Source organism: Cupriavidus sp. GW822-FHT03E04, assembly GCF_058801495.1.
The window spans coordinates 1-24,703 of sequence record NZ_JBXANI010000044.1 but is presented as its reverse complement, the minus strand read 5'-3'; the positions used below and the strand labels follow the sequence as shown (position 1 = coordinate 24,703).

Genomic DNA, 24,703 nt, shown 5'->3' with positions numbered 1-24,703 from the left:
CGGATTTGTTCCTTCAGGTAGTGCGCGAACGCACGGGAGGCGGCCGCGCACGGCACACCTGGGTACCCGGAATTAACGAACTCGTGAAGCGGATCTGTAGGGCAATGCAGGTAATTTTGTGATGCTGGCGGCGCCAAATACAGCAATAAGTTGATGATGGGGCTCAAAAAGCCGATGCCACGGGACGCGCCTTGCGATAAAGGATGAGGGTGGCCAGCAGCCCGCATGCCGCGGCAAAGCTCATCCAGTAGCCCGGCGCGGCCTTGTCGCCGGTCACCTCGATCAGGTAGGTCGAGACCGCCGGCGTAAAGCCGCCAAACACCGCCGTGGCAAGGCTGTAAGCCAGCGAGAAGCCGGCCACGCGCACCTCCACCGGCATCACCTCGGTCAGGGCCACCACCATGGCGCCGTTGTACATGCCAAAGAGGAAGGACAGCCACAGCAGCACGATCAGCATGCGCTCGAAGCTCGGCGCGCCCGCCAGCCACGACAACGCGGGATAGGCGGTGACCAGCGCGATGGCCGAAATGGTCAGCAGGATAGGGCGGCGGCCAATGCGGTCGGACAGGGCACCGCCGATGGGCAGCCAGATAAAGTTGGAAATGCCTACGCAGAGCGTGACGGCCAGGCTGTCGGCCGTGCTGAGCTTGAGCACCGTCTTGCCGAACGTGGGCGTATAGACAGTGATCAGGTAGAAGGTGGTCGTGGTCATTGCCACCAGCAGCATGCCGGCCAGCACCGTGCGCCAGTTGCGCAGCATGGAGTCGAATACTTCGCGCGTGCTCGGATGGTGCCGGCGCGTACGGAACTCTTCGGTCTCCTGCAGCGAGCGGCGCAACACGAAGAGGAACGGCACGATCAGGCAGCCGATAAAGAACGGAATACGCCAGCCCCATGCGCCCAGTTCATCGGTCGTCAGCCAGTGGTTCAGCCCAAAGCCAAGCCCGGCCGCGACCACGATGGCGATCTGCTGGCTGGCCGACTGCCAGGCGGTATAAAAGCCCTTATGGCCGGGTGTGGCCATTTCGGCCAGGTAGACCGATACCCCGCCCAGCTCGGCGCCCGCCGAGAAGCCCTGCAGCAGTCGCCCGATCAGCACCAGCAGCGGCGCCAGCACGCCGATGCTGGCATAGCCCGGCACGAGCGCGATCAGGATGGTCCCGCAGGCCATGAGCGACAGCGTCACGATCAGGCCCCTGCGGCGTCCCACCTTGTCGATATAGGCACCCAGCAGGATGGCGCCGAGCGGGCGCATCAGGAAGCCTGCGCCAAACACGGCGAAAGTCAGCATCAGCGAGGCGAACTCGCTGTTTGCCGGAAAGAAGGTGTGAGCGATGTAGGTGGCGTAGAAACCGAACAGGAAGAAGTCGAACTGTTCGAGGAAGTTACCGCTGGTAACCCGCAGGACCGCGCCCAGCTTTGAGGATCCAGGCACTGCCGCGCCTGCCATTTCCGCTTGCATCGCCAGTCTCCTTCGCCACGACGTCCCGGCTATCCGCCGCCTTTCGCGAAAGGTCGGCTAGCCTGTGCGGGCGCGCTTGTGCTGGTCAATATATGCCTTGCAAGCCGCCAGCGCCAGTCCCGCATGTGTGAGGCGCGAGCCGCCAGGCACCCCCCGGCGCCTCGCCCGATACTCAGGCGCCGCGAAACATGGCCGGGCGCTTCTCCACGAAAGCGCTGGTGCCTTCCCGCGCGTCTTGCGACGCCGCGGCGATCATGAACTGCATCGCCTCCACCGCCAGCCCCTCATCGATGGGCAGGTTGATGCCGCGCGTGACCGCGCGCAGCGACGCGGTGACCGCAATCGCGGAATGCCGAGCGATCCGTTCGGCCAGCCGCAGGCAGGCGGGCAGCAGGTCGGCGGCGCTCACAACGTCGTTGAGCAGGCCGAACCGCAATGCGCTGTCGGCATCGATTGCCTCGCCGGCAAGGATCATTTCGTTTGCCCGCTTGCGGCCCACGTGACGCGGCAGGCGCTGTGTGCCGCCAAACGTGGGCGGGAAGCCCAGCTTGATCTCAGGCTTGGCAAAGGTGGCATGCCCGGCCGCGATGGCCAGGCTGCAAGCCTCCACGATCTCGCAGCCACCGCCGAAGGCCAGGCCATTGACCGCAGCGATGACCGGCTTCGGAAACATTTCGATGCGCCGCGTCATGGCTTGTCCCCGCAGCAGGAAGCGGCGCTGCGCCTGCTCGGGGGAGGCCGCGATGTCAGGCGCGAAGCCGGCAATGTCGGCCCCCGCGCTGAAGGCCCGCGAGCCGCGGCCGGTCAGGATCACGCAGCGCACCGCGGGATCTGCCTCAATCGCATCGAGCCGGACCATCAGCGCGTCGATCAGCGCGTAGCTCAGGGCATTGAGCTTGTCGGGGCGGTTCAGCACCAGCAGTGCATGCTGGCCGGATCGTTCATAGCACACCAAGTCGTTTGCGTTGGTCATGTCGGATAGGCTGTTCATCTTCGGTAGGTCCTGGTTGTCTTGTTGTTTTGTTGTCCTGATTGTTTGCAAGGCTTGCCGGTGCGGTTAGTCGATTGTCCGAACGGCGATGCGCGCCGGGTGGCCGCGAAAGCCGGAGACAAAGACAATGGCCTTCTGCCTGGCGCAAAAGCGCTCGCCGCTCACCAGTACCGTGTCGCGGCAAGCCGCCTCCAGCATGGCCGACTGCTGCGTGAGCCACACGATGCCCTCCACGCAGATCAGGTAAGATCCCAACCCGAGCGGGATCCGCAGCGCATCCGGGCCGAGGATCCAATTGCCTTGTCTTGTGCTCACGATCGCCTCCTGGCTAGCCCGCCAATTTCTGCAACGGTGCTTGCATTCTTGCGGGGAACAGCCAACGCTGCCCGGAAGCCTTTTCATGAAGGGTATGCCTGGCTGTCATGTCAATCCTGAGCCGAGCCTCCACCAATGCGCTGCGCGCCATGTCGCTTGAAGCCCTGCGCGGCTTCGAATCCGCCGCACGCCACCTCAGCTTCACCACCGCCGCCGAAGAACTCTTCATCACCCAGTCCGCCGTCAGCAAACAGGTCAAGAGCCTCGAAGACGTGCTCGGCACCGCGCTCTTCCTGCGCGGCGGCAAAGGCCTGAGCCTGACCCCGGAAGGCCGCCAGCTTTACGAGGCGGCGCGCCTGTCCATCGGCCAGCTCGGCGCGGCCATCGACCGCCTGCTCGCCGTTGACCGCATATCCATCGCCGTCACCACCACGCCGTCCTTCGCGTCGCTCTGGCTGGTGCCCAAGCTCGCCCGCTTCCAGGCCGCCGAGCCCGGCATCGACGTGCGCATCGATGCTTCCGAGCCCATGCTCAACCTGGAGCGCGAGGGCATCGACCTCGCCATCCGTCTCAACACACAGCCCCTGGACCCCGACGGTCCGCGCCCGCTGCTGCAGGAGCGCCTGATGCTGGTCGCCGCGCCTGCCGTGGCCGCGCGCATTGCCGACGCCCGGCAGATACTCGATACGCCGCTGCTGGTGTTCCATGACCCCGGCGCCCGCTTTGACTGGATGTCATGGACGCAGTGGTATCAGCGCCTCGGGCTGATGCGCTCGTCCAAGCAGGCATGCCTGTACTTCTCGCAGTACGCGCACGTGCTGAATGCCGCCGCGCAACAGGCGGGCATTGCGATAGGGCGTACGCCGATGGTGTTGCCGATGCTCAAGAGCGGGCAGTTGCAGGTGGTGCTGCCAAAGCATGTGGCTGACGGGCCGACCTATCAGATCGTGACGTCCAGCGTGGTGCGGCCCGGGGTGGAGCGGTTCCGGGCCTGGCTGGAGACGGAGTTGGCGGGGGAGGTGATTGGGTGAGGGCGGCCGTAGGGGAAAACTAAGCAACGACAGTCATTCGTAAACGACCGAGACATTTGGCGTTGTAGGTCTGGGTGTCTATTTATTAAATGAATTTTCAAAAATAATAATTTAATATAATTAAATTATTATTTATTGGTAATTGAATTAATTTCTGTTTTGCGAATGCCGGGGAAAACCAGCGCAGCGCTCCCCAAGCTAGCCGCAAGGGCCATCGAGTGAGCGCGGTAGCCGTCAAGCCAGACTTCGGTGGGGTATTGGGCAGTTGGTTTCCCGCCGTTATCCAAGCGGGGCAGCGGCGTGCTTATCGCCCCCGTAAGTTGTGGCTTAGATAAAACAGGAGAATCATGGGTCGTATCCGTCTTGCCGGGCTGTTCCTGGCGTTGTGTTCGTTGGCTGGTTGTGCGGTCGTGCAGAAGCCAATTCCTGCTTCCGCGAAGCTCTTTGATGATCGGACGAGCACGGTCGCGGTGGCAGTGCAAAAGCTGCCAGAACCTAACCAGAACATGATCGGGGCGCAGGGGATCCTTGACTACGCCATCAACAAGGCCAATGCACAGGCAATCGTGGAGCGTTTGCAGCGGCAAGACTTCTCGCTGGTAAAGGGGCTGCCGCAGGAACTGGCGAAGGGGCTGGAGTCCCGCCAGGTCAAGGTCGTGCTGGTGGCGGCTCCCGTGGATACGGAGCAGTTGAAGAAGTTCACGGAAGGTTCCGGTGACGGTATTGCGGAGATGGACTACCGGCCTTTGGCTAAGCAGTATGGCGCGGATCGGTTGCTGCTGGTGGCGTCGCGCTGGCTGGGCACTTCGCGCAGCTACTATGGTTTCATGCCGCTGGGAGCGCCGGAGGGCTATGTATCGCTGGTGGGGCAGTTGATCGATCTGCATACCAATCGGCTGCAATGGTACGAGCCGGTGACAGTCAACACGCCCGTGACCGGCGAATGGGATGACGCGCCGGAATATAGCAACCTGATGAAGTCGGTGGACGCGAGCACGCGGGCTGCAACCTCGAAACTGCGCGCGGCGTTGTTTATGGAGCAGATGACAACGGCCACAAGCGCCGCTGTGTCTTCGGGTGCCACGGCGCAATAGGCATTGGCAATGCCATCCTGCCGCGCGCGAGCGCCGCGGCAGGGTGCTGGCGCGCTGGCGCCCATCATCGAACGGGAGCCAGGAATTCGCTGACCGGGGCCGCAACAAGGCCCGCTTGCTTTTTCCTTTCCAATCCCTGGCGACCTCTTCCTAGGGTAATCCCCAATATACCGTATCATCACGCCCGGGCGTCGCGCTGCCGGGCGTTTTGCCGTCTTTGGGCTGCGAGCGTGCCCCATCGCACTTTTTCAGGAAATCCGGGACAAAGCCAAGGTGCGCCGGCAGCCTGCCGGGCGCCAGATCGCCTCCCCTGGGTGCGGTTTTGCTCACATTGAATAAACAGAGGCCACTGATAAGTGGCCTCGGAGACATCCGGACGCTTTGTCGGGGCGCCCGGATTGCCAGGTATTGCAGGAGTTGCTTTTGTCCATGAACGAAACCCAGCGTAGAACTGAGGTTGACCTGATTCGCGGCATCGCGCTGATTTTCATCGTGGTTGACCATGTGAACGGCAGCGTGCTGGCCGATTACACCATCCGCAATTTCGCGTTCTTCGATGCGGCGGAGATCTTTGTCTTCCTGGCCGGCTATTCGGCAGGGGCGGCCTACGTCGCCATGGAGGCGCGGCACGGTGCCTCCGCCGCGCAGAACCGCCTGATCCGCCGTAGCTGGGAGATCTACAAGGCGTTCGTACTGACCGGCGTGCTGATGCTGGTGTTCGGCCTGTTGCTGGCGCTGGCCAAGGTGCCGGCGCCCGCGATCCGGTCCACGGAGGCGCCGATCTTCATGGCGCATCCGTTCAGCACGCTGATTGAGGTGTTCAGCGTGGCGCGGCAGCCTTTTGTGTCGGACGTGCTGCCGATGTACGCAGTCTTCATCCTGTTTGCGCCGCTGGCGATCCGCATGGCGCGCGCGGTGCCACTGACGTTTGTCGGCGCCAGCGGGTTGCTGTGGCTGATGGCGCCGATGCTCACGCCGCTGCTGCCTAGCAGCGATGGCAACGGCTGGAGCTTCAACCCCTTCGCGTGGCAACTGCTGTTTGGGCTGGGCCTGATGGCGCGCCTGCGCCCCGATGTGATCCTGCCGCGCCAGGCGCTGGTGCGCTGGGTGGTGACGGTGCTCGCCGTGGCGGTGACGCTGGCCGGCGTGCTGCTGGCTTACCTGTGGATGCGTCCGCATGTGTACGAGCCATGGTTGCCCACGTGGCTGCCGGCCATGGTTTTCCCGCTGCCCAAGAAGAGCCTGGCGGCGCTGCGCATCGTGAGTTTCCTCGGGCTGGCCTGGCTGTGCTATCTGGCTGTCCGCGCGGGCTGGGTAGCGCGGCTGGCGTCGGTGATGGGGCCGGTAGTGCAGATTGGCCGCCACAGCTTGTTCTGCTTTGTCTTTGGCGCGGTGGTGTCGGTGGTGATCGAGGGCTTTACCTATGGCATTGCCGGCGGCCGGCCGTCGCGGCCGATCGCGCTGGGTGGCGATATCGTGGCCGTGGCGCTGTTGCTGGTGATTGGTGGCTGGTATGGGCGGCGCAAGGAGGGGCGCAAGGAGGGGCGCAAGGAAGCGCGCAAGGAGGAGAGCAGGGAAGAGAGAAGGGAAGAAAGTAAGGAAGTGCAAAAGGCCGCCGCTTAGGCAGCCTTCGCTGGCTTGTGATTGTGATTGTGCTTGTGTGCGATTACGCCGTCATTCCTTGATATCCGCCTGGCGGATCACCTGCTTGTACTTGTCCAGCTCCGCGCGGATAAAGGTGCCGAACTCCTGCGGGGTACTGACGATGGGATCCACCCCGAGCGTCTTCAGCCGGCTTGTCACCTCCGGCTGCACCATGGCTTTCTGCAACGCGGCGTAGAGCTTGTCGATCACCGGCTTGGGCGTCTTCGCGGGCGCCAGGATGCCGTACCAGCCTGAGGTCTGGAACTTGGGAAACCCTTGTTCGGCGAAGGTGGGCACATCCGGCAGGTCCGGCTGGCGCGTGGCGCGGGCAATGGCGATGGCGCGCAGGTTGCCGCTGCGCACGTGGGGCATGGCGGATGCCGCGGTATCGAAGATCATGTCGACCCGGCCCGCGATCACATCAGGCAGCAGCCCAGATCCTCCCTTGTAGGGCACATGCAGCAGGTCGATCCCGGCCTGGCCGCGAAAGATCTCGCCGGACAGGTGCGGCGGCGTGCCGCTGCCGGCGGAGCCGTAAGTCAGCTTGCCGGGGCTGGCCTTGGCGGCCACCAGCACATCCTTCAAGGTCTTGTAGGGCGTATGCGTGTTGACCACCAGCAGCGTCGGCGCCGACGCCAGCAGCGATACCGGCTCGAAATCCTTGATCGGATCGTAGGGCACCCGCGCATACAGGTTGGGGCTGATGGCGTGCGATGCAATCGAGCCGAGGAACAGCGTGTAGCCGTCCGGCGCGGCATGGGCCGCGGCTTCCGCGCCGATCATGGTGCCGGCGCCGGGGCGGTTGTCGATGATCACCTGCTGGCCGAGCGCGTCGGACAGTTTCTGGGCGATCGGGCGCGCCACATTGTCGTTGCCGCCGCCGGGCGGGAAGGGCACGATCAGCTTGATCGGGCGGTTGGGGTAGTCATCGGCGCGGGCGGCGGCCGGCACCAAAGCGAGGGCGGTGACGGCCGTGGCCAGCGCCGCTGCCGCCAATGCGGGAAATCGTCTTGCAGTCATCTTGTCTCCTCCCCCGTTGCCAGGGTGGGTCAGGTCTGTCTTTTTGCGCTTTTTGCGCTTTTTGCACTTTTTGCCTTAGCCAGTGCCCAAGGGGATCAGCCTTCCGATACCGCCACCGGCCGCCCCGTGAGCGGATAGCTGGGGTCGCTGTAGCCCGGCGTGGACGCATGGCCGGGGCGCACCAGGGCGTCGACCATGGCTTCCTCTTGCGGTGAGATCGCCACGCCCACGGCGCCGAAGTAGTCCTCGAACTGGGCCAGCGTGCGCGGCCCGGCGATCACCGAGCTGATGATGGGGTTGGCGAGCACCCAGGCGGTGGCGAACTGGCCCAGCTTGAGGTCGCGCGCCTGCGCATGCTGCTTCAGCGTCTGCGCAATCACCAGCGACTCCTCGCGGAACTCGGTCTCCATCATGCGGCGGTCCGCCCGGCCGGCGCGCGAGTCCCGCGGCGGTTGCTGGCCGGGCAGGTACTTGCCCGTCAGCACGCCACGCGCGATCGGGCTGTAGGACACCACGCCCAGCCCGAAATGCTCGCAGGCCGGCAGGATCTCCACTTCGGGCATGCGGTTGAGCAGGTTGTAGTAAGGCTGGCAGACCGCAGGGCGGGGCACGTTGAGCATGTCGCACAGGCGCGCGATCTCAGCGATGCGCCAGCCGCGGAAGTTCGACACGGCCCAGTAGCGGATCTTGCCGGCGCGGATCAGGTCGCCCATGGCGCGCACGGCTTCTTCGAGGTTCTCGCCGGCGTAGTCGCGGTGCAGGTAGAGGATGTCGAGATAGTCCGTGGCCAGGCGGCGCAGGCTGTCTTCCACGGCGCGCATGATCCAGACGCGCGAGTAGTGCGAGTGGTTGGGGGCGGCCTGCATCGGGTTGCCCAGCTTGCTGGCCAGGACCCAGTCCTGGCGATCGCCCGCCAGCAGCTTGCCCACCATCGTTTCCGACCCGCCCAGGCTGTACATGTCGGCGGTATCGATGAAATTGACGCCATGCGCGCGGGCGCTGTCGACGATGCGGCCGGCCTCGGCCTCGTCGGTCTGGTCGCCAAACATCATGGTGCCCAGGCACAGGGCGGACACCTGCAGGTTGCTGGCGCCCAGGCGCCGGTATTGCATCTTGAAGTCAGACATCTCGAATCTTCCAGGAGAGAAATAAATGCGGTGGGGGCCTGTTGTGGCCGGTTCTGGCTTATCCGGCTTATTGCGCCTGCTTGAAGCGCGCCGCCAGCGCGTCGGTGGCCAGGCGCAGCAGGGTCATGTCGGTCCCCACCGCGACAAAGCGCGCGCCCATGTCGATGTACTGCTGGCCCTGCGCTTCGGTGGTGAGAATGCCAGCGGCCTTGCCGTTGGCGCGGATGCGGCGGATCGCGGCGGCGATGGTTTCCTGCACCTCGGGGTGCTGGATGTCGCCGAGGTGGTTCATGTCGGCGGAGAGATCGCTCGGGCCGATGAACACGCCGTCCACGCCGTCCAGCGCGCAGATCGCGTCGACGTTGCGGATGGCTTCCATCGATTCGAGCTGCACCAGCACGCAGGTCTGCTCCTGCACGTTATGCAGGAAATCCTTGATGCGGCCAAAGCCGCCGGCGCGCGTGCCGCTGGCCACACCGCGCATGCCGCCCTTGGGAAAGCGGCTCCACGCCACGGCATTGGCGGCTTCCTCGGCGTTTTGCACATAGGGCAGCAGCAGCGATTGCGCGCCGATATCCAGGCAGCGCTTGATCCACAGCATGTCGTTCCAGGGCGGGCGCACCACGGGATGGCTCTTGGTCCCTTCGGTGGCCATCAATTGCGTGTGCAGGGTGGAGATGTCATTGGGAGCATGCTCCATGTCGAGCAGCAGCCAGTCGAATTGCGAGCGCGCCACCAGTTCCACCACCTGGTAGGAAGACAGCGAGCACCACAGGCCAATCTGCGGCTGGTCGGCGAGAATGGCTTGCTTGAAGGCGTTGACGGGAAGTTGCATGAAAAGTCTCCGGGGGGTCGGTTGTTGAAGGTGCGGCCCTGTACTGGCGTGCTGGCGTGCTGGCGTGCGCGCCTACATGTCCAGCTTCAGGCCGCTCTCGCGGATCAGGTCGGCCCAGCGTGTTTTCTCTTCGCGGACAAACGCCTGCGTGGCTTCGGGCGTATTGCCGACCGGCTCCGCGCCGAGCTGCGCCAGGCGCTGGCGGATCTCGGGCTGCTGCAGGATGCGCACCACATCGGCGTTGATCTTGCGGATCACCTCCGGCGGGGTGCCAGCGGGCGCGAGCATGCCCTGCCAGCCGCCGGCGGTAAAGCCCGGCACGGCCTCCGCCACGGTCGGCACGTTAGGCCATTCGGGATTACGCTCGCGGCTGGTGAAGGCCAGCACGCGCAGCTTGCCGCCGCGCACGTAGGACGCGCTGGCCACCATGCTGTTGAACATCAGGTCGGCCTGCCCGCCCATCACGTCCAGATTGGCCTGCGCGCCGCCCTTGTTGGGCAGGTAGAGCCAGTCGATGCCGAGCTTGCGGGCGAACTGCAGGCCGGCCAGGTGCGGGCCGCTGCCGATGCCGGTGGTGGCCCAGTTGAGCTTGCCCGGATGCGCGCGGGCGTAGTCCACGAGCTCCTTGAGCGAGCTCGCCTTGGTCTGCGGCGAGACCAGCAGCATGTAGGGCGAGTAGGTCAGCGTGACCACCGCGCTGAAATCCTTGATCACGTCGTACGGCAGGTTCTTGTAGGCCACCGGCGCGATCACGAAGTTGGACAGGTCGCCCAGCAGCAGGGTGTAGCCATCGGGCGCGCTTTTGGCGACGTTGTCCGTGCCGATATTGCCGCCGGCGCCGGTGCGGTTCTCCACCACCACGGGCTGTTTCCAGGTCTCCTGCAGCTTGCTGCCGAGCAGGCGGGCCAGCACGTCGGAGGCACCGCCCGGCGCATAGGGCACCACCACGCGCACCGGGCGCTGCGGCCAGGGCGCGGGGCCATCGGCGCTGGCCGGCAGCGCCAGCGCGGTGAGCGATGCGGCCGCCAGCAGGGTGATCCATTTGCGCAGCATGGTTGTCTCCTTTGTTCTTTTGGTTTTTTTCAGGCTGTTTGCTGCGGCTTTGGCGCCATCGCGATCGCCTGCAGCATGGCTTCGGTCATGCTGCGCGGATCGGCCACGCCCTTGCCGGCAATGTCGAACGCGGTGCCGTGGTCCACCGAGGTGCGCACCGCCGGCAGGCCGATAGTGACGTTGACGCCGGCTTCCAGCCCCAGCACCTTGACCGGCCCGTGGCCCTGGTCGTGATACATCGCCACGACCAGGTCGAAGTCGCCGCGGGTGGCGCGGTAGAAGAGCGTGTCGGCCGGCAGCGGGCCATCCACCAGCCAGCCGCGTGCACGGCAGGCTGCCACGGCAGGGGCGATTTTCCCGGCTTCCTCGCCGCGCCCGAACAAGCCGTTCTCGCCGGCGTGCGGGTTGATGCCGCACACCGCCACGCGCGGCTGGGCGATGCCGCTCTTTTGCAAGGCCTGCACGCCGCGCGCGATGGTGCGCTCGACCAGGCCAGCGTTGATCTTCTCCACCGCATCCAGGATGCCGATGTGCGTGGTGACATGGATCACCCGCAGGTTCGGCGCCAGCAGCATCATCGAGACCTCTTCGGTGCCCGTGAGCGCGGCCAGCATCTCCGTGTGGCCGGGGTAGCGGTGGCCGCCCAGGTGCAGGGCCTCCTTGTTGAGCGGCGCGGTGCAGATCGCATCGACCATGCCGGCCTGCACGAACTCGACGGCGCGCGCGATATAGCGGTAGGCGGCATCGCCGCAGATGGCCGAGACCTTGCCGTAAGGCGTGTCGGCGGGGATCAGCGCCAGGTCGATGCAGGCGAGGGTGCCGGGCTCGAACGTGGCTTCGTCGGGGTCCGTCACCCGCGCGATGCGCAGCTCGGTGCCGGTGCGGCGGCAGGCGTCTTCCAGGCGCGCGGCGTCGCCCACCACGAAAGGCCGGCATTGCGCATAGAGCGTGCCGTCGGCCAGGCACTTGACGATGATCTCGGGGCCAACGCCGGCGGCGTCACCCATGGTGATGGCAATTCTCGGTCGATACATGGAGGGCTCGCTGAGGCGGGTGTTGGCAGGGCCGGCCTGCTCCGGATGCGTGGGGCTGGCGCGCATGGCATCGGCAGGAGACGCCGGCGCGGTGGTCTGGCGCAGGTGCGCCATGCAGGCCAGCAGCGTGTCGCGCTGGCCAAAGGCGCCGGCCTTGATGCAGACCGGCACCGTGTTGTTGTCGTGATCGAGGCCTGCCGCGCCTGCCGTGCCCGTTGCGTCGCGCAGCTGCGCGCGGGCGCTGGTCACGCCGGGCACCAGTGCGCGCACGTTGGTGAGCTGGCTCACGCCCAGCATCTCCAGCACGGCGCGCGCGCTTTCCCCGCCAGACAGCACCAGCCCCGTCGCCACCTGCGCCAGCGGGGCGGCAAAGCGGGCCAGCGCGGCGCACAAGGTGCTGCCGTCCAATGCCGGGTCGGCCGGGCCTTCGACGTGGATCACCACATCGCGGCCCAGCGCCAGCGCGTTAGCGGCTTGCTGGCGCTGCGCGAGCCAGGCGTTGGATGCCGCGCCGTCAACCAGCAGGCGCGGCGAGCAGGGCACCGGCAGGCAGGTGGCGCACAGCGCCTGGACCTGTTCGGCGGCAAGCGCCGACATGCTGCCGATGACAGCGAGCCGGCCAGTGGTTGCCGGCGCCGTCGCGCCGGCCACGCGTGTGCTGTCGGGGTTTGTTTCCGCGGGCGGCATCGCCACATGCGCGGCCAGTTGCCGCGCGAGCCCGGCGGAGCCAGCGGCCAGCACGGGCCCGGGCCGGGACGCGATCAGCGTGGCCAGCAACGCGAGATCGTCGTCGGTTTGCGCATCGCACACGAGTGCGTCGCATGCGTGATCCAGGCCAAGCGGTGCGGCACCGGCGTTGCCTAGTGCCCGCAAAGCCGGCAGCGTCAGCACGCTGACCCGCAGGCCGGCCGTGCGGAGCAGCGTCGGCAGGTGATCGCTGGCAAGGCCCAGCGTGGACCACAGCCTGGTGCCCGACAGCGGCCTGCCATCCAGGTAGGCCCGGCCTTCGCGCAGCGTGCGGCCCTGCGCCGGAAACGCCGGACAGACCCAGATCGGGCCAGCGGCCCCAACGGCGTTGCGCGCCGCTACCAGCTCGGCGCCGATATGGCCGCGCAGCGTGGAATCGAGCTTGTGGAAATGCAGGCAGTCCATGGCCGCTGCGCTATCCGGCCTGAGCGGGCCGAAGCCATCGGCAAAGGCCTGGGCGAACACCTGCGCGGCCTCGGCGGCGGGGCGTGCCCGCGAGTGGGCATCGAGCGCCTGGATCCGCCCGTCCCATGCCGCGCAAGCCGCACCGGCCGCCGCACCTTGCGCGCGCATCCGCACTTCGCCGCTGCCATTGCCGGCGAACGCCGCCACGCTGTCGCACGCGCCGGAAAGATCGTCGGCAACGATGCGCACGGCGGCGAACCTTGGTGGGGGCACGGCTGTTGGCATGGGTCTGAGCTTGATGAATCAAGGGGGAAGGCATGGGGATGGTGTCTCCTGCGCCCCTGCCTGTCTCACTTGCTGGTTTGCCGTATCCCGGTGAAATATGGTTTTTTGAGCACTCTGTCGTGCTGTTTCCGTGCGGCAAGCCTCAGCATTCAGTCGATATTACACGCCATATCAAAAAAATGCATGCAATTATTTGGTTTGGCATTCAACTGGCGAAAAATGCGCAGCCATTGGGCTTTGCTGCATAATGCTTTCGCCAGTCCGGTCCAACCGCCCGCAAAGGGCAGCGATGCCGGGCCTTCTTCCCACCAGAAATGTCGATCGCAGAGATGTCACAGGAATTGCCCGCGCTCCCGCCGGACCAGGACGACCAGCCGCTTTCGCAACGGGTCTACCAGGCCATGTTGTCGGCCATCATCAGCGGGCAGCTAAAGCCGGGGGAGGTGGTCAACGAAATCCGGCTCGCGCAGGAGCTCGGCGTCAGCCGCACGCCGGTACACACGGCGATTCGCGAACTGGTCAAGGATGGGCTCATCACCCAGGAGGCGAACCGGCGCCCGGTGGTGGCGCGCTTCTCGCGCGAAGATATCCGCGAGGTGTTCGATATGCGCAAGCTGCTGGAGAGCGAGGCGGCTCGCATCGCCGCCGCGCAGCTGGACCGCGTCACGCTCAAGGCGCTGTCCGACGCGGCCGACGCCATGGATGCCGGCGCCGCCACCAGCGTGGACGATGCTGAGGCACTGGTGCGCTGGGCCGATTTCGACGACAACTTCCACCTGGCTATCGCAGACGCTTGCGGCAGCAAGCGCCTGCGCGAGGACATCCTGCGCTACCGCCTGCTGCACCACGGCCTCAACCAGCTGCGCATGCGTGCCGAGCTGATTCCACAGGCGCTGGCCGAGCACCGCAAGATCCTCGACGCACTGGCCGCGCGCGATGGCGACGCCGCCAGCCGCGCCATGCAGGAGCACCTGCATGAGTGGCAGGCGTATTACATGCAGAGGTTTCCGCTGTAGGGCTTGGGCAACGCCGGCAGGGCTTACTCCCCCAGCGCAATGCCATCCTTGCGTTTGTCCGATGCGCCGAGCAGGTCGCCGCATGCACTGCGCATGACGATCTGGGCGCCGCCGAAGTCGCTGCGCCCGCCCAGTTCGCCAAGGCCGGCGGGATCGCTGTAGCCTGCATCGCGCAGGGCTTGCACGATGGCCGGCGGCATGCCGGCTTCGATGGCCAGGGCGGTGTCGGATTCCAGCCGCCAGCGAGGGGCATCCAGCGCGGCTTGCAGGGGTTGCTGCCAGGCCGCCAGCCTTACCAGCAACTGCAACTGGCCTTGCGGCTGCATCAGCCCGCCCACCACGCCGAAGCCCGCGTGGAAGCGCCCGCCGCGCAGGGCCGCGCCGGGCACTACTGTGTGATACGGGCGCTTGGCCGGAGCAGGGCTGTTGATATGGCCCGGCCCGGCAAAGCCGAAGCCGCGGTTCTGCAGCACGAAGCCGCAGCCGGGCACGGCGATGCCCGAGCCGAAGCGCTTGAAGATGCTGGTCATCAGCGTGACCGCCAGGCCGTCGCGGTCCACCACCACGGTGCATACGGTGTTGCCGGCCGGGTCTGCCACGGTTTCCTTGGCGTACTGCATGGCGCGGCCCATGGCCCGCACCGTGCGCAGCACGGCTGCGGGATCGTCCTCGGCCAGCATGGCAGGATCGAGTTCGCCGAGTTCGTCCAGCGCGTGCAGGATGGCCACGCCGTGCGTATTGGGCGGGCATTCCAGCACCGTCAGTCCGCGGAAATCCGTGGATACGGGCGTGCAGAAATCGCCCCGGTGGGCGGCGAAGTCGGCGGCAGCCAGCGCGCCGCCGGCGATGCGGCTCGCCATTTCGGCGGCCTGGGCGGGCTGGCCGAGGTAGTACGCATCGGCACCCTCGGCGGCGATGGCGGCCAGCGTGGCGGCCAGCTCCGGATTGCTGAAGGTCTCGCCGGACGCAGGTGGGCGGCCGGCGCGATAGAGCGCGGCGCAGACCGGGTCATGGTGCAGCACGCGGTCGAACAGCGCCCATTCCCGCGCGGCTACCGGCGCGAGCGCAAAGCCGTCGCGCGCTAGCGCAATGGCGGGCGCGAACAGCCGTTTCCATTCCAGCCGGCCGTAGCGGCGGTGCAGGTCCTCCCAGCCACGCACCGCGCCGGGCGTGGTCAGCGATAGGGCGTGGCGCTCGGGAATGCGCTGGCCGGGCAGGGCCGCCAGCGCATGCATGGGGAACGCGGCCGGCGCGCGCCCGGTGCCGTTGTAGCTGACCGCGTGGCCGTCGGGCTCGACGATCATCGCCAGCATGTCGCCGCCGATGCCCGTTGCCATCGGCTCCACCACGCCCAGGATGGCATCGGCCGCGAGCGCCGCGTCAATGGCGCTGCCACCTTCACGCAGCACCTGCAGCGCGGCCTCGGCAGCGAGCGGGTGGCCGGTGGCGACCATGCAGTGCGGCGCGCGCACGCCCTCGGTGGTGTTGGCACGGCTGGCGCAAGCTGTGGTTGTCATGCGTGGCGCTCCAGGAGGATCAGATCAATCGGATTTGACAAAATGGCGTGCGTGAGCGGCAACGCAGCGCCTCAAGGCCACCGCGCACGCCGTCGATGCCGCCAGGCCTGCCGGTCCGCGCCGAAGCAGCGCCGTAGCAGGCCTGGCGCCGCGGACCTATTCGGCCGCAGCTCCGGCCACCGTCCCGGTGACCGGAACGGCAGCCTTGGCCGGGCTCGCCTGGGCTTCCCAGGACACGGCGATGTCGCCGGTGACGAAGGTCTGGCAGGCCATGCGGTAGCCCTCGCCAAATTGCGCCTCCGACAGGTGCTTGCGCTCTTTTGGCTTGATGGCGTCGGTGAACTCGAGCCCGCGCTCGATCTTGCACTTGCAGGTGCCGCACAGGCCGCCGCCGCACTTGAAGGGGATGCCGCCTTTCTCGCGCAGGGAAACGCGCAGCAGGTTGCTGTTCTCGGGGGCGCTGACGACCTTGCCGTCGTTGCTGACAAAGGTGATTTCAATCATGGAAACGGTCCGATGGCATGAGGGGGCTGCCCGGCGCTGTGCCGGTCATACTCGGTGGATTCAGTCGGTCGCTCGCCAGTCACGCGCATGGACATCACGCTTGACCAGCGTGATGTCCATGCTGCCGAAGGTGGCCAGGCGCGTGAGCTCGTCGCGTGCGCCCTGCAGCGTGTCGAACTGCTCGAGAAACTTGGAGGGCACGTAGTTGATGGTGGGGGCCGGGCGGCTCGCGGCATCGACGTCTTCGCCGAACTCCTCCACAACCTTCACCTTTACCGGGTGCGCCATTTCGGCGATGACGAAGTGCGCCGTCCTGCGGCCGTAGAAGAGATAGTCGTAAGCCTCGACGGCCACCAGGCCCTCTACCAGTTCGGTGCGAAACTGCCCCGGCTTGCTGCTGAGTATTACGTACATGACTGCGCTGCCTGGTGGGTGCTGATGGATTACTGCGCGTTGCCCGGGACGCTGGCTTGCAGGACATTGGCCCCGCCGCTGGCGGTGGCTGCGCTTTGCACTGGCAGTTCGTCCTGGATCAGCTCGATGTCATGCTCCAGCCAGATCTGGCAGGTCAGGCGATAGCCTTGCTCCAGCCGTTCTCCGAGCTGCTTCTTTTCCTTCCAGTTCGGCGGCGGCAGGTGCTCGGCGCCGGCGATCACGCGGCACGCGCATTTGGAGCACTTGCCCATGCCGCACTCGTAGCGCAGGTTCGGATACGGAAACTGCTTGATCCCGGCGCGCACCACCAGGTTGGTGCTGGGCTTGACCTCATCCTCGAAGGTCTGGCCGTTCTTGTGAAATACAACTTTAGGCATACAACGTTTCCGCAAGCGGTCTGGTCTGTCAGGGGCGGCCGGGCGGATGCGCACCGGCCGCGCGTCATCGCACGATCTGGCGGCTGCTTCAGGCAGCCATATCCAGTTCAGGCAGGGGGATTTCCTGCGCGACATAGTCGTGATAGAGGGCGGTGGTGTAGAGCAGGCGCATCTGGGCACCGATCTCGCAGATCTTGAGGCAGCGCTGCTGCAACTCCGGGGTGTTGGCGTGTTCCAGCACGATCTGGTAGCCGCGTTCGCCGTGGATTTCATCCGAGACGATGTGCAGGTCGAAGAACTCGACTTCTTCGTCGGTGAAGTTGTACTTGTCGCGCAGGGTGGGGGTCTGCTTGCGGTAGATCGACGGCACCTGGGATTCCAGGCCAACGACCAGTCCGGCGACGGCCACGACGGGGTCTTCGCGCATGGCCACGGCGTAGCACCAGCTTTGCAGGCCACGGGTGGTGGGTGACATGTTGTCGGGGTCGACCACGCGCTCGCGGGTGGTGCCGCAGGCTTCGGCAAAGCGGATCAGGAGGTCGGTGTGGCGGTCGCCGCCGATTTCTTCCTCATACATATTGGCCAGCAGGAAGTCCTTGGCTTCGGTGAAGCGGTCGGGGGTGCGGGCGTAGATGTAGGCGAGGTAGTCGGCGAAGGGGCCGACGTAGTGATAGTGGTTCTCGGCCCAGCGGGCGAGGTGGTCGCGGGAGAGCTTGCCGCTGGCCCAGGCCACGCTGAAGGGGGCTTTGTTGGCGCTCTTGCCCTTGATGGCATTTTCAAGGGCGGCACGGAAATCATCACGGTTCATCAGTTCGGCCATCGGGGGCTCCTGGGGGAACGAGTTCAGGGTTGTGGGGGACTGCGTAGCATCGTCCGGAAGCGATCTGCTTGACCGGTCATCGTTTTGATAATTGTATACTATCTACAATTAGAAGAAAGGGGTAGTGGTCGATGGTGACAATATGCAGGCCGCATGCCGGCAGGCCCACGTAACGTGAATCAAGCGGCTCTGGCTTCACCCGCGGCCTCGATCTGCCGGTAGGCGAAGCCCGCCAGCGCCACGTCTTCCAGTCCCACGCCCACGGACTTGTAGATCAGGATGTCCGTGTCATTGCCGCGCGGCTTCACGCTGCCGGTCACCACATCGGCTAGCTCGACGACCTTGTCGGCCGGCAGCACGGCGGGATCCGCCAGCACGATGTCCCCGGCCTCGCGCATGGATTGGGGGCGCCACTCCACTACCAGCCGGGCCGCGCGGGAGAGCGCCACGTCGTCCAGCTCGCGGGTGTGCGGCAGGCTCGACCCGATGGCCGCGACGAAGGCGCCGGGCTTGAGGGAATGGCCAGAGAACAACGGCGTGGTAGAGCGCGAGGCGGTGACCACGATATCGGCCTGGGCCACGGCCTGGTCCGGCTCGGCAAGGTCGACCGGGATGCCGCAGTGCCGCGCCAGGCGCTCGGGCATGGCGGCATCGGCATACGGGTCGGACAGCAGGATGCGCTTGAGCGGCAGGGCGGCGGCGAGCTGCCGGGCATGCTGCACGCCTTGCGTGCCGGCGCCGAACAGCGCCAGCACTTCGGCTCCCGGCCGCGCCAGGTGCCGGGCGGCCAGCACCGAGCAGGCAGCGGTGCGCAGCCGGGTGATCGCGCCCGCATCGAACGATGCCAGCGGCCGGCCGTCCTCGGTGGAGAAGATCAGGATGACAAAGGAAAACTGTCCCTTGATGGTGGTGTAGACCTTGGCGCCGGCCACCTGCTGCTCGGGAATCACCGCGCCCAGCGTGGACAGCTTGACGCCGCCGGCCTCGGTACGGATACGCTCCTGCATGGCGGCCTTGCCTTGGCCGAAGCTGCGGAAAGCGTCCAGCATCACTTGCTGGGCGTCAGCGGGGCTGACGTGGCGGTCGATCATCTCATCGGTGATATGCAGCATGGTCTGTTTCCTGGCGTAGCGGGAATGGAGGGGAGCGTAGGGTCTAAGGTGAGGCGAGGTGTGGCGTCAGGCGGGCAGGGCGAGCTTGACCAGTACGCCAATGGCGCCGGCCGTGCACAGCGCCAGCAGCAGCTTGCGCACGGCCTTGGCCGAAAAGCGGTTCTTGAGGTGATTGGACACCGCAAAGCCGATCAGCAGCATGGGCGACAGGCTCAGGCTGAGCCACAGGTCCACCAGCCCGAAACGGCCGGCGGCAGCCAGCATGGCTAGCGAAAACGCCGCACCGGCGCACAGGATGCAGCCGATGGTGGCGCGCAATTGCGGCGGCGGCAGGTGCTGCATGACGATGGCAAAGGGCGGCGCGCCCGCCGAGGTGACCGTGCCCATGAAGCCGGAGGCGGCACCCGCCACCGCCATGTTCAGGCCGGATGCCTGCACCCGCCAGCCCAGCAGGCTCAGCGCCACTGCAGCCAGGATCGACAGCGCGAACACCAGCGCCAGCACTTCGGCCGGCAGTTGCGTCATCGCCGCCACCGCCACCACCGTGCCCGCCGCACGGCCAGCCAGCGCATTGCCCGCCGTGCGCCAGGCAATGGCACGGAACTCGCGTATCGCACCCAGCAACGAGACCAGCCCGCCCATGGCCAGCAAGGGGCCCGGGGCCAGTTGCGGGAAAAACAGCACGGCCACCGGCGCCGACACCATCGAGAAGCCGATCCCGCCCACGCCTTGCAGGCAGGCGCCGCACAGGATCAGCGCACCCATCAGGCCGAATTGCCAGGCGGTGGTGCCGGCGGGAAGAAGGGTGGAAAGTGTCATGGCGGCTTGGATTGAAGTCAGGGATCGCACGCTGCGCCATCGGCGATGGCATCTTGATGGTGCGATGATTTGGTATACAGTCTACATAAAATTCAAGTGGAAGACATCTTGAATAGGCAGAATGGACGCCGCTGGCTCGCAAAAGGTGCCTGACATCCCCGTTTTAGCGCGAAAAATAAGGGTTTGCACCAGATTGGGTGGATTCCCTAGTCCCGGTAGATTTCGCTTGTTTTGATGCAGATCAAGAATATAGTATACGTTCATGGGGCAGCCATAGCCCCGCAAGACAAAACGATGGTCTCTACAGATAAAGATCCAAGGGGAATACATGCAACACGAAGCGGTGATTGGCGCAGCACACTGGATCTACCTGGCGGGCGTGGCGGTGATCGTCCTGACCATGATCCTGCGAGCCAATGTGGTCGTGCCGTCGATTCTGGGTACGTTTCTGGTGGTGTTCGCGCTGACCGGTAGCCCGGTCTCGGCGCTGGGAGGCATTTTTTCGGCAAGCCTGGTGGCGGCCAAGGAGTTGTTCAACATCTTCCTGGTCATCGCTTTCATGACGGCGCTGCTCAACTCGCTGAAGACGCTGCGCTCGGATATCCGCATGGTGGAGCCGTTCCGGGTGGTGATGAAAAACGGCCATTCCGCGTTCTTCATCCTGGCCGGCATTACCTACGTGATTTCGCTGTTCTTCTGGCCCACGCCGGCGGTGCCGCTGGTCTCGGCCATCCTGCTGCCGGCAGCGATCGCGGCTGGCCTGCCGCCGCTGGCGGGCGCCATGGCCATCGCGATTGCGGGGCAGGGCATGGCGTTGTCGTCCGACTATGTGATTGGCGTGGCGCCGGGGATCAGCGCCAAGGCAGCCGGCGCCGCGGTCAGCGCGGTGGTGGTCGCTGATCGCGCGCTGGTACTGTCGATCATTACCGGCGCCATCGCGCTGACCCTGGCCTATCTGTCGATGCGCAAGCACATCGTGCCTGCCAGCGGCGCCTTGCTGACCAATTGGCAAGCGCGCGCGGGCGGCGCCGTGGAAAAGGCCGAGCACGCAGGCACCTTCGACAAGGCCGAGATCGCGCGCGGCACCGAGCACGACGAGCCACTCGTCACCGATGCCAATATCGAGCGCAGCCTGGCCATGGTGGCGCTGCGCCGCGTCAAGTGGTCGAAGTGCTTCGCGGTGGTGACGCCGCTGGCCTTCCTGGCGGTGGTGGCCGTGATGGTGCTGCCGAAGATGGGTTCGGGCCTGCCGGAGTTGAAGGGCGGCGATGCGGCCGCGCTGGTTGGCGGCGTTGCGGCGCTGCTGATGATGCTGGCCACGCTGGCGGCGGAAGGCCCGCGCAAGATGCTCGATGTGTGCCCCGAGCACATCACCGATGGCTTTGTCTTCGCCTTCAAGGCCATGGGCTCGGTGCTGCCAATCGCCGGCTTTTTCTTTGTCGGCGCCGGCGAGACCGCGGCGCAGATCCTGGGCGTCAGCGCCGACAAAGCCCCCAGCCTGCTGTTCGAACTGATCCAGGCTTACCAGCACATGATTCCGGATAACCATGTGCTGGTGGCGTTCGGCGTGCTGCTGGTGGGCATGATCACTGGCATCGACGGCTCGGGTTTTGCCGGCTTGCCGCTGACCGGCACGCTGGCCGGCGCGCTGGGCCCGGTGGTGGGATTCGATTCCGCCACGCTGGCGGCAATCGGGCAGATGGGCGCGGTGTGGACGGGCGGCGGCACGCTGATCGCATGGTCCTCCCTGATTGCGGTGGCCGGATTTGCCCGGGTGCCGGTGCTCGATGCGGTGCGCGCCTTGCTGTTGCCGGTGCTGATCGGGCTGTGCGTATCCACCGTTTGCGCCATGTTCCTCTGGCGCTGAACCTGTCGCACTGAGCGGCAAGAAGCGAGGCCATCCGTGCCTCGCTTTTTTATTCCTGAAGCGCGAATACTCTCTTCACAAAAACAGTAGATAGTATACAATCTACATCAAGGTATCGGATGGCACGGCTAAAGCCACCCGGACCACGCTACGCAGTCCCCACAACCCTGAACTCGTTCCCCCAGGAGCCCCCGATGGCCGAACTGATGAACCGTGATGATTTCCGCGCCGCCCTTGAAAATGCCATCAAGGGCAAGAGCGCCAACAAAGCCCCCTTCAGCGTAGCCTGGGCCAGCGGCAAGCTCTCCCGCGACCACCTCGCCCGCTGGGCCGAGAACCACTATCACTACGTCGGCCCCTTCGCCGACTACCTCGCCTACATCTACGCCCGCACCCCCGACCGCTTCACCGAAGCCAAGGACTTCCTGCTGGCTAATATGTATGAGGAAGAAATCGGTGGCGACCGCCACACCGACCTCCTGATCCGCTTTGCCGAAGCCTGCGGCACCACCCGCGAGCGCGTGGTCGACCCCGACAACATGTCACCCACCACCCGTGGCCTGCAAAGCTGGTGCTACGCCGTGGCCATGCGCGAAGACCCCGTCGTGGCCGTCGCCGGACTGGTCGTTGGCCTGGAATCCCAGGTGCCGTCGATCTACCGCAAGCAGACCCCCACCCTGCGCGACAAGTACAACTTCACCGACGAAGAAGTCGAATTCTTCGACCTGCATATCGTCTCGGATGAAATCCACGGCGAACGCGGCTACCAGATCGTGCTGGAACACGCCAACACCCCGGAGCTGCAGCAGCGCTGCCTCAAGATCTGCGAGATCGGTGCCCAGATGCGCCTGCTCTACACCACCGCCCTCTATCACGACTATGTCGCGCAGGAAATTCCCCTGCCTGAACTGGACATGGCTGCCTGAGCCTGCCCCTGGGCGGAATCGCGGCATTGCATTGGTATTGACGGCCCCGCCCGGGGCCTGACCGGATGAAAGGCTTGGACATCATGGCAGTGGCAAAGACAGACGAATTCAACAACTACATCAACGGCGAATGGTCGAAGAGCGCCAGCGGGCGCACCTTCGACAACGTCAACCCGGCCGATACCGGCGATATCGTCGGCCGTTTCCAGGCCTCGACCGCGGATGACGCGCAGGCCGCCGTGGCCGCTGCCGCAGCCGCGTTCGACGCCTGGAAGAAAACCCCCATCTCGAAACGCGCCAAGATCCTCAACGGCGCCGCCGATTACCTGGAAGCCAACGCTGAACAGATCGCCGAGGAACTGACCCGCGAAGAAGGCAAGGCACTCAACCTGAGCAAGGATGAAGTGCTGCGCTCGGCGCAGACCATCCGCTTCTATGCTGTGGAAGGACAGTCTTTCTCCGGCGAGACCTATCCCCAGGACGATCCCGACATGATCGTCTACAGCCAGCGCGAGCCACTGGGCGTGGTGACCGTGATCTCGCCGTGGAATTTTCCGGTGTCGATCCCGGCGCGCAAGATTGCCCCGGCGCTGATCGCGGGCAACACCGTGGTGTTCAAGCCTTCGTCGGACGCGCCGCTGAGCGGCTACCGGCTGGCGCAGGCGTTTGTCGACGCCGGCATCCCCAAGGGCGTGCTCAATTTCATCACCGGCCGTGCCGGCGACGTGGGTGCGGCCATTACCGAAGCCCCAGCGGTGCGTGCGATCTCCTTTACCGGCTCCACGGCGGCTGGCCAGCATATCCATCGCTCGGTGTCGCTGAGCACGCGCACGCAGATGGAGCTCGGCGGCAAGAACCCGCTGATCGTGATGGAAGACGCCGACCTGGATCGCGCGGTGGACCTCACCATCAAGGGTGGCTTGTCGCTCAGCGGCCAGGCCTGCACCGGCACCAGCCGCGTGCTGGTGATGGCTTCGGTCAAGGCCGCCTACACGGAGAAATTGCTGGCCAAGGTCAAGACCCTGAAGATCGGCAGCGGCATGACGCCCGGCATGGACGTGGGCCCGCTCGCCACCCGCAAGCAGCTCGAAACGGTGCTCGGCTATGTGGAAGCGGGCAAGGCCGAAGCCACGCACCTGTGCGGTGGCGACCGCCTGGGCGGCGAGGCATACGACAAGGGCTTCTATGTCTCGCCGGCCGTCTTCACCGGCGTTACCCAGCAGATGCGCATTGCTCGCGAGGAAATCTTCGGGCCGGTGATCGCCATCATCGAGGTCAGCAGCTACGCCGACGCCATCGCCAAGGCCAATGACACCGAGTACGGCTTGTCGGCCGCCATCGTGACCAGCAACCCACGCTATGCGCATGATTTCGCGCATGACATCCAGTCGGGCACGGTCAAGATCAACCGCACCACCACGGGCAACCTGATCAACGCGCCGTTCGGCGGCCTCAAGCAATCCAGCACTTCCACCTTCCGCGAGTCGGGCCGGGCAGGGCTGGAGTTCTACACGCAGATCAAGACCGTCTACCGCGGCTGCTGAACCAGCGCGCCCGCAAACCAACGGGCATTCACGCAGCATTCACGTATCGAGCAGGAGCAGGACATGAGAAAAGCCATCAAGCTGGAACTGAAGGAAGCCCGTCACATGGTGGCGGCAGCCATCCGCAAGTCCGAGGAAATCGGCGTGCTGGAATCGATCTGCGTGGTCGACGACGGCGGCTACCCGCTGGTGCTGGAGCGCATGGACGGCGCGCGCATCACCGGCCCGCAGATCGCCTGGAACAAGGCTTTCACCGCCGCCGGCCACAAGCGCTCGACCCACCTGTTCAACCAGGCGCCGAACGGCCCCGCGCTGCCGGGTAATGAAGCCTTCGGCATCCAGTGGAGCTTCGAAGGCAAGTTCGCCGTGTTCGTAGGCGGCTTCCCGATCGTGGTCAACGGCGAAGTCATCGGCGGCATCGGCCTGAGCGGCGGCAACGGCGAGCAGGACACCGCCGTAGGCGTGGCAGCGCTGCAGGCCCTGCAGGAACTGCTGGCCGGCGACGACCTGAAGGTGCTGGCAGAGGCCGATATCAAGAAGTAAATCCAGACCCAGCAACAGCCCCGAAAACCGCGCAAGAGCAGCGATGCGAAGCGAGCGGCGTAGGTGTACCAGGCCGTATGGGGCGCCTCGTCGGCAGGCAAAAAGAGCGGAAAAGAGGGACCCATGTCTGAGTATCGCCTTAAGGCGATGCGAGTTTGGGTCCCGGCCGCTCTTTTTGCC

General features: G+C 65.6%; 24 protein-coding genes. 9 read left to right on the top strand and 15 right to left on the bottom strand.

What is annotated here, in order from left to right; genetic code table 11:
• Positions 1-163 precede the first annotated feature (163 nt).
• The 3 genes from AC1RQC_RS38130 to AC1RQC_RS38120 form a co-directional block, all read right to left on the bottom strand.
• Positions 164-1,462 (bottom strand): MFS transporter, encoded by a 1,299-nt coding sequence (locus tag AC1RQC_RS38130; protein ID WP_492374634.1) that lies wholly within the window; start codon positions 1,460-1,462, stop codon positions 164-166.
• Between the two features lie 172 nt (positions 1,463-1,634).
• On the bottom strand, positions 1,635-2,453 hold the full coding sequence (locus AC1RQC_RS38125) for a crotonase/enoyl-CoA hydratase family protein (RefSeq protein ID WP_492374635.1): 819 nt from the start codon (positions 2,451-2,453) through the stop codon (positions 1,635-1,637).
• 66 nt (positions 2,454-2,519) lie between these two features.
• Entirely contained in the window at positions 2,520-2,768 is a 249-nt protein-coding gene (locus tag AC1RQC_RS38120; RefSeq protein WP_492815064.1) for a hypothetical protein, read from the bottom strand.
• A gap of 107 nt (positions 2,769-2,875) precedes the next feature.
• On the opposite strand from AC1RQC_RS38120, the gene AC1RQC_RS38115 reads away from it, so the two are divergent.
• The 3 genes from AC1RQC_RS38115 (at position 2,876) to AC1RQC_RS38105 (ending at position 6,516) form a co-directional block, all read left to right on the top strand.
• Positions 2,876-3,799, top strand: coding sequence for a LysR substrate-binding domain-containing protein (locus AC1RQC_RS38115; protein ID WP_492886572.1), 924 nt, complete (start codon positions 2,876-2,878; stop codon positions 3,797-3,799).
• Positions 3,800-4,146: 347 nt separating this feature from the next.
• Positions 4,147-4,893 carry a hypothetical protein gene (locus AC1RQC_RS38110; protein ID WP_492374638.1) on the top strand — a complete coding sequence of 249 codons (747 nt, stop codon included), beginning with the start codon at positions 4,147-4,149 and terminating at the stop codon, positions 4,891-4,893.
• Between the two features lie 429 nt (positions 4,894-5,322).
• Entirely contained in the window at positions 5,323-6,516 is a 1,194-nt protein-coding gene (locus AC1RQC_RS38105; RefSeq protein ID WP_492886570.1) for an OpgC domain-containing protein, read from the top strand.
• A gap of 51 nt (positions 6,517-6,567) precedes the next feature.
• Here the strand turns inward: AC1RQC_RS38105 and AC1RQC_RS38100 are convergent, their stop codons facing one another.
• The 5 genes from AC1RQC_RS38100 to pdxA all read right to left on the bottom strand — a co-directional run bounded on the left by AC1RQC_RS38100 (position 6,568) and on the right by pdxA (position 13,031).
• Positions 6,568-7,557: a Bug family tripartite tricarboxylate transporter substrate binding protein gene (locus tag AC1RQC_RS38100; protein WP_492374640.1), complete on the bottom strand. Its 990-nt coding sequence runs from the start codon at positions 7,555-7,557 to the stop codon at positions 6,568-6,570.
• Between the two features lie 95 nt (positions 7,558-7,652).
• Positions 7,653-8,684, bottom strand: coding sequence for an aldo/keto reductase (locus AC1RQC_RS38095; RefSeq protein ID WP_492374641.1), 1,032 nt, complete (start codon positions 8,682-8,684; stop codon positions 7,653-7,655).
• Between the two features lie 67 nt (positions 8,685-8,751).
• A complete protein-coding gene (locus AC1RQC_RS38090) occupies positions 8,752-9,519 on the bottom strand; it encodes an HpcH/HpaI aldolase family protein (protein WP_174428449.1) in 768 nt (255 codons plus the stop codon).
• A gap of 72 nt (positions 9,520-9,591) precedes the next feature.
• A complete protein-coding gene (locus AC1RQC_RS38085) occupies positions 9,592-10,572 on the bottom strand; it encodes a Bug family tripartite tricarboxylate transporter substrate binding protein (RefSeq protein ID WP_492374642.1) in 981 nt (326 codons plus the stop codon).
• Positions 10,573-10,601: 29 nt separating this feature from the next.
• Entirely contained in the window at positions 10,602-13,031 is a 2,430-nt protein-coding gene (gene pdxA / locus AC1RQC_RS38080; protein ID WP_492886567.1) for a 4-hydroxythreonine-4-phosphate dehydrogenase PdxA, read from the bottom strand.
• Between the two features lie 50 nt (positions 13,032-13,081).
• Between pdxA and AC1RQC_RS38075 the strand changes: the two genes are divergently transcribed.
• Together AC1RQC_RS38075 and AC1RQC_RS38070 are read left to right on the top strand one after the other, a co-directional pair.
• Positions 13,082-13,291: a hypothetical protein gene (locus AC1RQC_RS38075; RefSeq protein ID WP_492886566.1), complete on the top strand. Its 210-nt coding sequence runs from the start codon at positions 13,082-13,084 to the stop codon at positions 13,289-13,291.
• Positions 13,292-13,372: 81 nt separating this feature from the next.
• Positions 13,373-14,059, top strand: a complete 687-nt coding sequence (locus tag AC1RQC_RS38070; protein ID WP_492374645.1) for a GntR family transcriptional regulator — start codon at positions 13,373-13,375, stop codon at positions 14,057-14,059.
• A gap of 23 nt (positions 14,060-14,082) precedes the next feature.
• Here the strand turns inward: AC1RQC_RS38070 and AC1RQC_RS38065 are convergent, their stop codons facing one another.
• The 7 genes from AC1RQC_RS38065 to AC1RQC_RS38035 all read right to left on the bottom strand — a co-directional run bounded on the left by AC1RQC_RS38065 (position 14,083) and on the right by AC1RQC_RS38035 (position 19,643).
• Positions 14,083-15,576, bottom strand: a complete 1,494-nt coding sequence (locus AC1RQC_RS38065) for a gamma-glutamyltransferase family protein (RefSeq protein ID WP_492815051.1) — start codon at positions 15,574-15,576, stop codon at positions 14,083-14,085.
• 156 nt (positions 15,577-15,732) lie between these two features.
• The gene (locus AC1RQC_RS38060) at positions 15,733-16,080 is read right to left on the bottom strand and encodes a 2Fe-2S iron-sulfur cluster-binding protein (protein ID WP_492374647.1); all 348 of its coding nucleotides are present in this window, start codon (positions 16,078-16,080) and stop codon (positions 15,733-15,735) included.
• Between the two features lie 60 nt (positions 16,081-16,140).
• Positions 16,141-16,494 (bottom strand): ferredoxin, encoded by a 354-nt coding sequence (locus tag AC1RQC_RS38055; protein WP_492831527.1) that lies wholly within the window; start codon positions 16,492-16,494, stop codon positions 16,141-16,143.
• A 29-nt stretch (positions 16,495-16,523) separates the two neighbouring features.
• On the bottom strand, positions 16,524-16,892 hold the full coding sequence (locus tag AC1RQC_RS38050) for a 2Fe-2S iron-sulfur cluster-binding protein (protein ID WP_492374649.1): 369 nt from the start codon (positions 16,890-16,892) through the stop codon (positions 16,524-16,526).
• An 88-nt stretch (positions 16,893-16,980) separates the two neighbouring features.
• Positions 16,981-17,712, bottom strand: coding sequence for an iron-containing redox enzyme family protein (locus tag AC1RQC_RS38045; protein ID WP_416052223.1), 732 nt, complete (start codon positions 17,710-17,712; stop codon positions 16,981-16,983).
• 179 nt (positions 17,713-17,891) lie between these two features.
• Positions 17,892-18,824 (bottom strand): ornithine cyclodeaminase family protein, encoded by a 933-nt coding sequence (locus AC1RQC_RS38040; protein WP_492831528.1) that lies wholly within the window; start codon positions 18,822-18,824, stop codon positions 17,892-17,894.
• A 66-nt stretch (positions 18,825-18,890) separates the two neighbouring features.
• A complete protein-coding gene (locus AC1RQC_RS38035) occupies positions 18,891-19,643 on the bottom strand; it encodes a sulfite exporter TauE/SafE family protein (RefSeq protein ID WP_416052225.1) in 753 nt (250 codons plus the stop codon).
• Positions 19,644-19,971: 328 nt separating this feature from the next.
• Here AC1RQC_RS38035 and AC1RQC_RS38030 point away from each other — a divergent pair, with 328 nt between their 5' ends.
• The 4 genes from AC1RQC_RS38030 (at position 19,972) to AC1RQC_RS38015 (ending at position 24,523) form a co-directional block, all read left to right on the top strand.
• The gene (locus AC1RQC_RS38030; protein WP_492886564.1) at positions 19,972-21,510 is read left to right on the top strand and encodes a hypothetical protein; all 1,539 of its coding nucleotides are present in this window, start codon (positions 19,972-19,974) and stop codon (positions 21,508-21,510) included.
• 194 nt (positions 21,511-21,704) lie between these two features.
• Positions 21,705-22,436: an iron-containing redox enzyme family protein gene (locus AC1RQC_RS38025; RefSeq protein WP_416052223.1), complete on the top strand. Its 732-nt coding sequence runs from the start codon at positions 21,705-21,707 to the stop codon at positions 22,434-22,436.
• 83 nt (positions 22,437-22,519) lie between these two features.
• On the top strand, positions 22,520-23,980 hold the full coding sequence (locus tag AC1RQC_RS38020; protein WP_492886562.1) for an aldehyde dehydrogenase family protein: 1,461 nt from the start codon (positions 22,520-22,522) through the stop codon (positions 23,978-23,980).
• 63 nt (positions 23,981-24,043) lie between these two features.
• Positions 24,044-24,523, top strand: a complete 480-nt coding sequence (locus AC1RQC_RS38015; protein WP_492886560.1) for a GlcG/HbpS family heme-binding protein — start codon at positions 24,044-24,046, stop codon at positions 24,521-24,523.
• Positions 24,524-24,703 lie beyond the last annotated feature (180 nt).

Bases quoted from the DNA above. Each gene is read 5' to 3' on its own strand.
- AC1RQC_RS38130 (WP_492374634.1), bottom strand. From the start codon at position 1,462: ATGCAAGCGGAAATGGCAGGCGCGGCAGTGCCTGGATCCTCAAAGCTG.
- AC1RQC_RS38125 (WP_492374635.1), bottom strand. From the start codon at position 2,453: ATGAACAGCCTATCCGACATGACCAACGCAAACGACTTGGTGTGCTAT.
- AC1RQC_RS38115 (WP_492886572.1), top strand. From the start codon at position 2,876: ATGTCAATCCTGAGCCGAGCCTCCACCAATGCGCTGCGCGCCATGTCG.
- AC1RQC_RS38110 (WP_492374638.1), top strand. From the start codon at position 4,147: ATGGGTCGTATCCGTCTTGCCGGGCTGTTCCTGGCGTTGTGTTCGTTG.
- AC1RQC_RS38105 (WP_492886570.1), top strand. From the start codon at position 5,323: ATGAACGAAACCCAGCGTAGAACTGAGGTTGACCTGATTCGCGGCATC.
- AC1RQC_RS38100 (WP_492374640.1), bottom strand. From the start codon at position 7,557: ATGACTGCAAGACGATTTCCCGCATTGGCGGCAGCGGCGCTGGCCACG.
- AC1RQC_RS38095 (WP_492374641.1), bottom strand. From the start codon at position 8,684: ATGTCTGACTTCAAGATGCAATACCGGCGCCTGGGCGCCAGCAACCTG.
- AC1RQC_RS38090 (WP_174428449.1), bottom strand. From the start codon at position 9,519: ATGCAACTTCCCGTCAACGCCTTCAAGCAAGCCATTCTCGCCGACCAG.
- AC1RQC_RS38085 (WP_492374642.1), bottom strand. From the start codon at position 10,572: ATGCTGCGCAAATGGATCACCCTGCTGGCGGCCGCATCGCTCACCGCG.
- AC1RQC_RS38075 (WP_492886566.1), top strand. From the start codon at position 13,082: ATGGTGTCTCCTGCGCCCCTGCCTGTCTCACTTGCTGGTTTGCCGTAT.
- AC1RQC_RS38070 (WP_492374645.1), top strand. From the start codon at position 13,373: ATGTCACAGGAATTGCCCGCGCTCCCGCCGGACCAGGACGACCAGCCG.
- AC1RQC_RS38065 (WP_492815051.1), bottom strand. From the start codon at position 15,576: ATGACAACCACAGCTTGCGCCAGCCGTGCCAACACCACCGAGGGCGTG.
- AC1RQC_RS38060 (WP_492374647.1), bottom strand. From the start codon at position 16,080: ATGATTGAAATCACCTTTGTCAGCAACGACGGCAAGGTCGTCAGCGCC.
- AC1RQC_RS38055 (WP_492831527.1), bottom strand. From the start codon at position 16,494: ATGTACGTAATACTCAGCAGCAAGCCGGGGCAGTTTCGCACCGAACTG.
- AC1RQC_RS38050 (WP_492374649.1), bottom strand. From the start codon at position 16,892: ATGCCTAAAGTTGTATTTCACAAGAACGGCCAGACCTTCGAGGATGAG.
- AC1RQC_RS38045 (WP_416052223.1), bottom strand. From the start codon at position 17,712: ATGGCCGAACTGATGAACCGTGATGATTTCCGTGCCGCCCTTGAAAAT.
- AC1RQC_RS38040 (WP_492831528.1), bottom strand. From the start codon at position 18,824: ATGCTGCATATCACCGATGAGATGATCGACCGCCACGTCAGCCCCGCT.
- AC1RQC_RS38035 (WP_416052225.1), bottom strand. From the start codon at position 19,643: ATGACACTTTCCACCCTTCTTCCCGCCGGCACCACCGCCTGGCAATTC.
- AC1RQC_RS38030 (WP_492886564.1), top strand. From the start codon at position 19,972: ATGCAACACGAAGCGGTGATTGGCGCAGCACACTGGATCTACCTGGCG.
- AC1RQC_RS38025 (WP_416052223.1), top strand. From the start codon at position 21,705: ATGGCCGAACTGATGAACCGTGATGATTTCCGCGCCGCCCTTGAAAAT.
- AC1RQC_RS38020 (WP_492886562.1), top strand. From the start codon at position 22,520: ATGGCAGTGGCAAAGACAGACGAATTCAACAACTACATCAACGGCGAA.
- AC1RQC_RS38015 (WP_492886560.1), top strand. From the start codon at position 24,044: ATGAGAAAAGCCATCAAGCTGGAACTGAAGGAAGCCCGTCACATGGTG.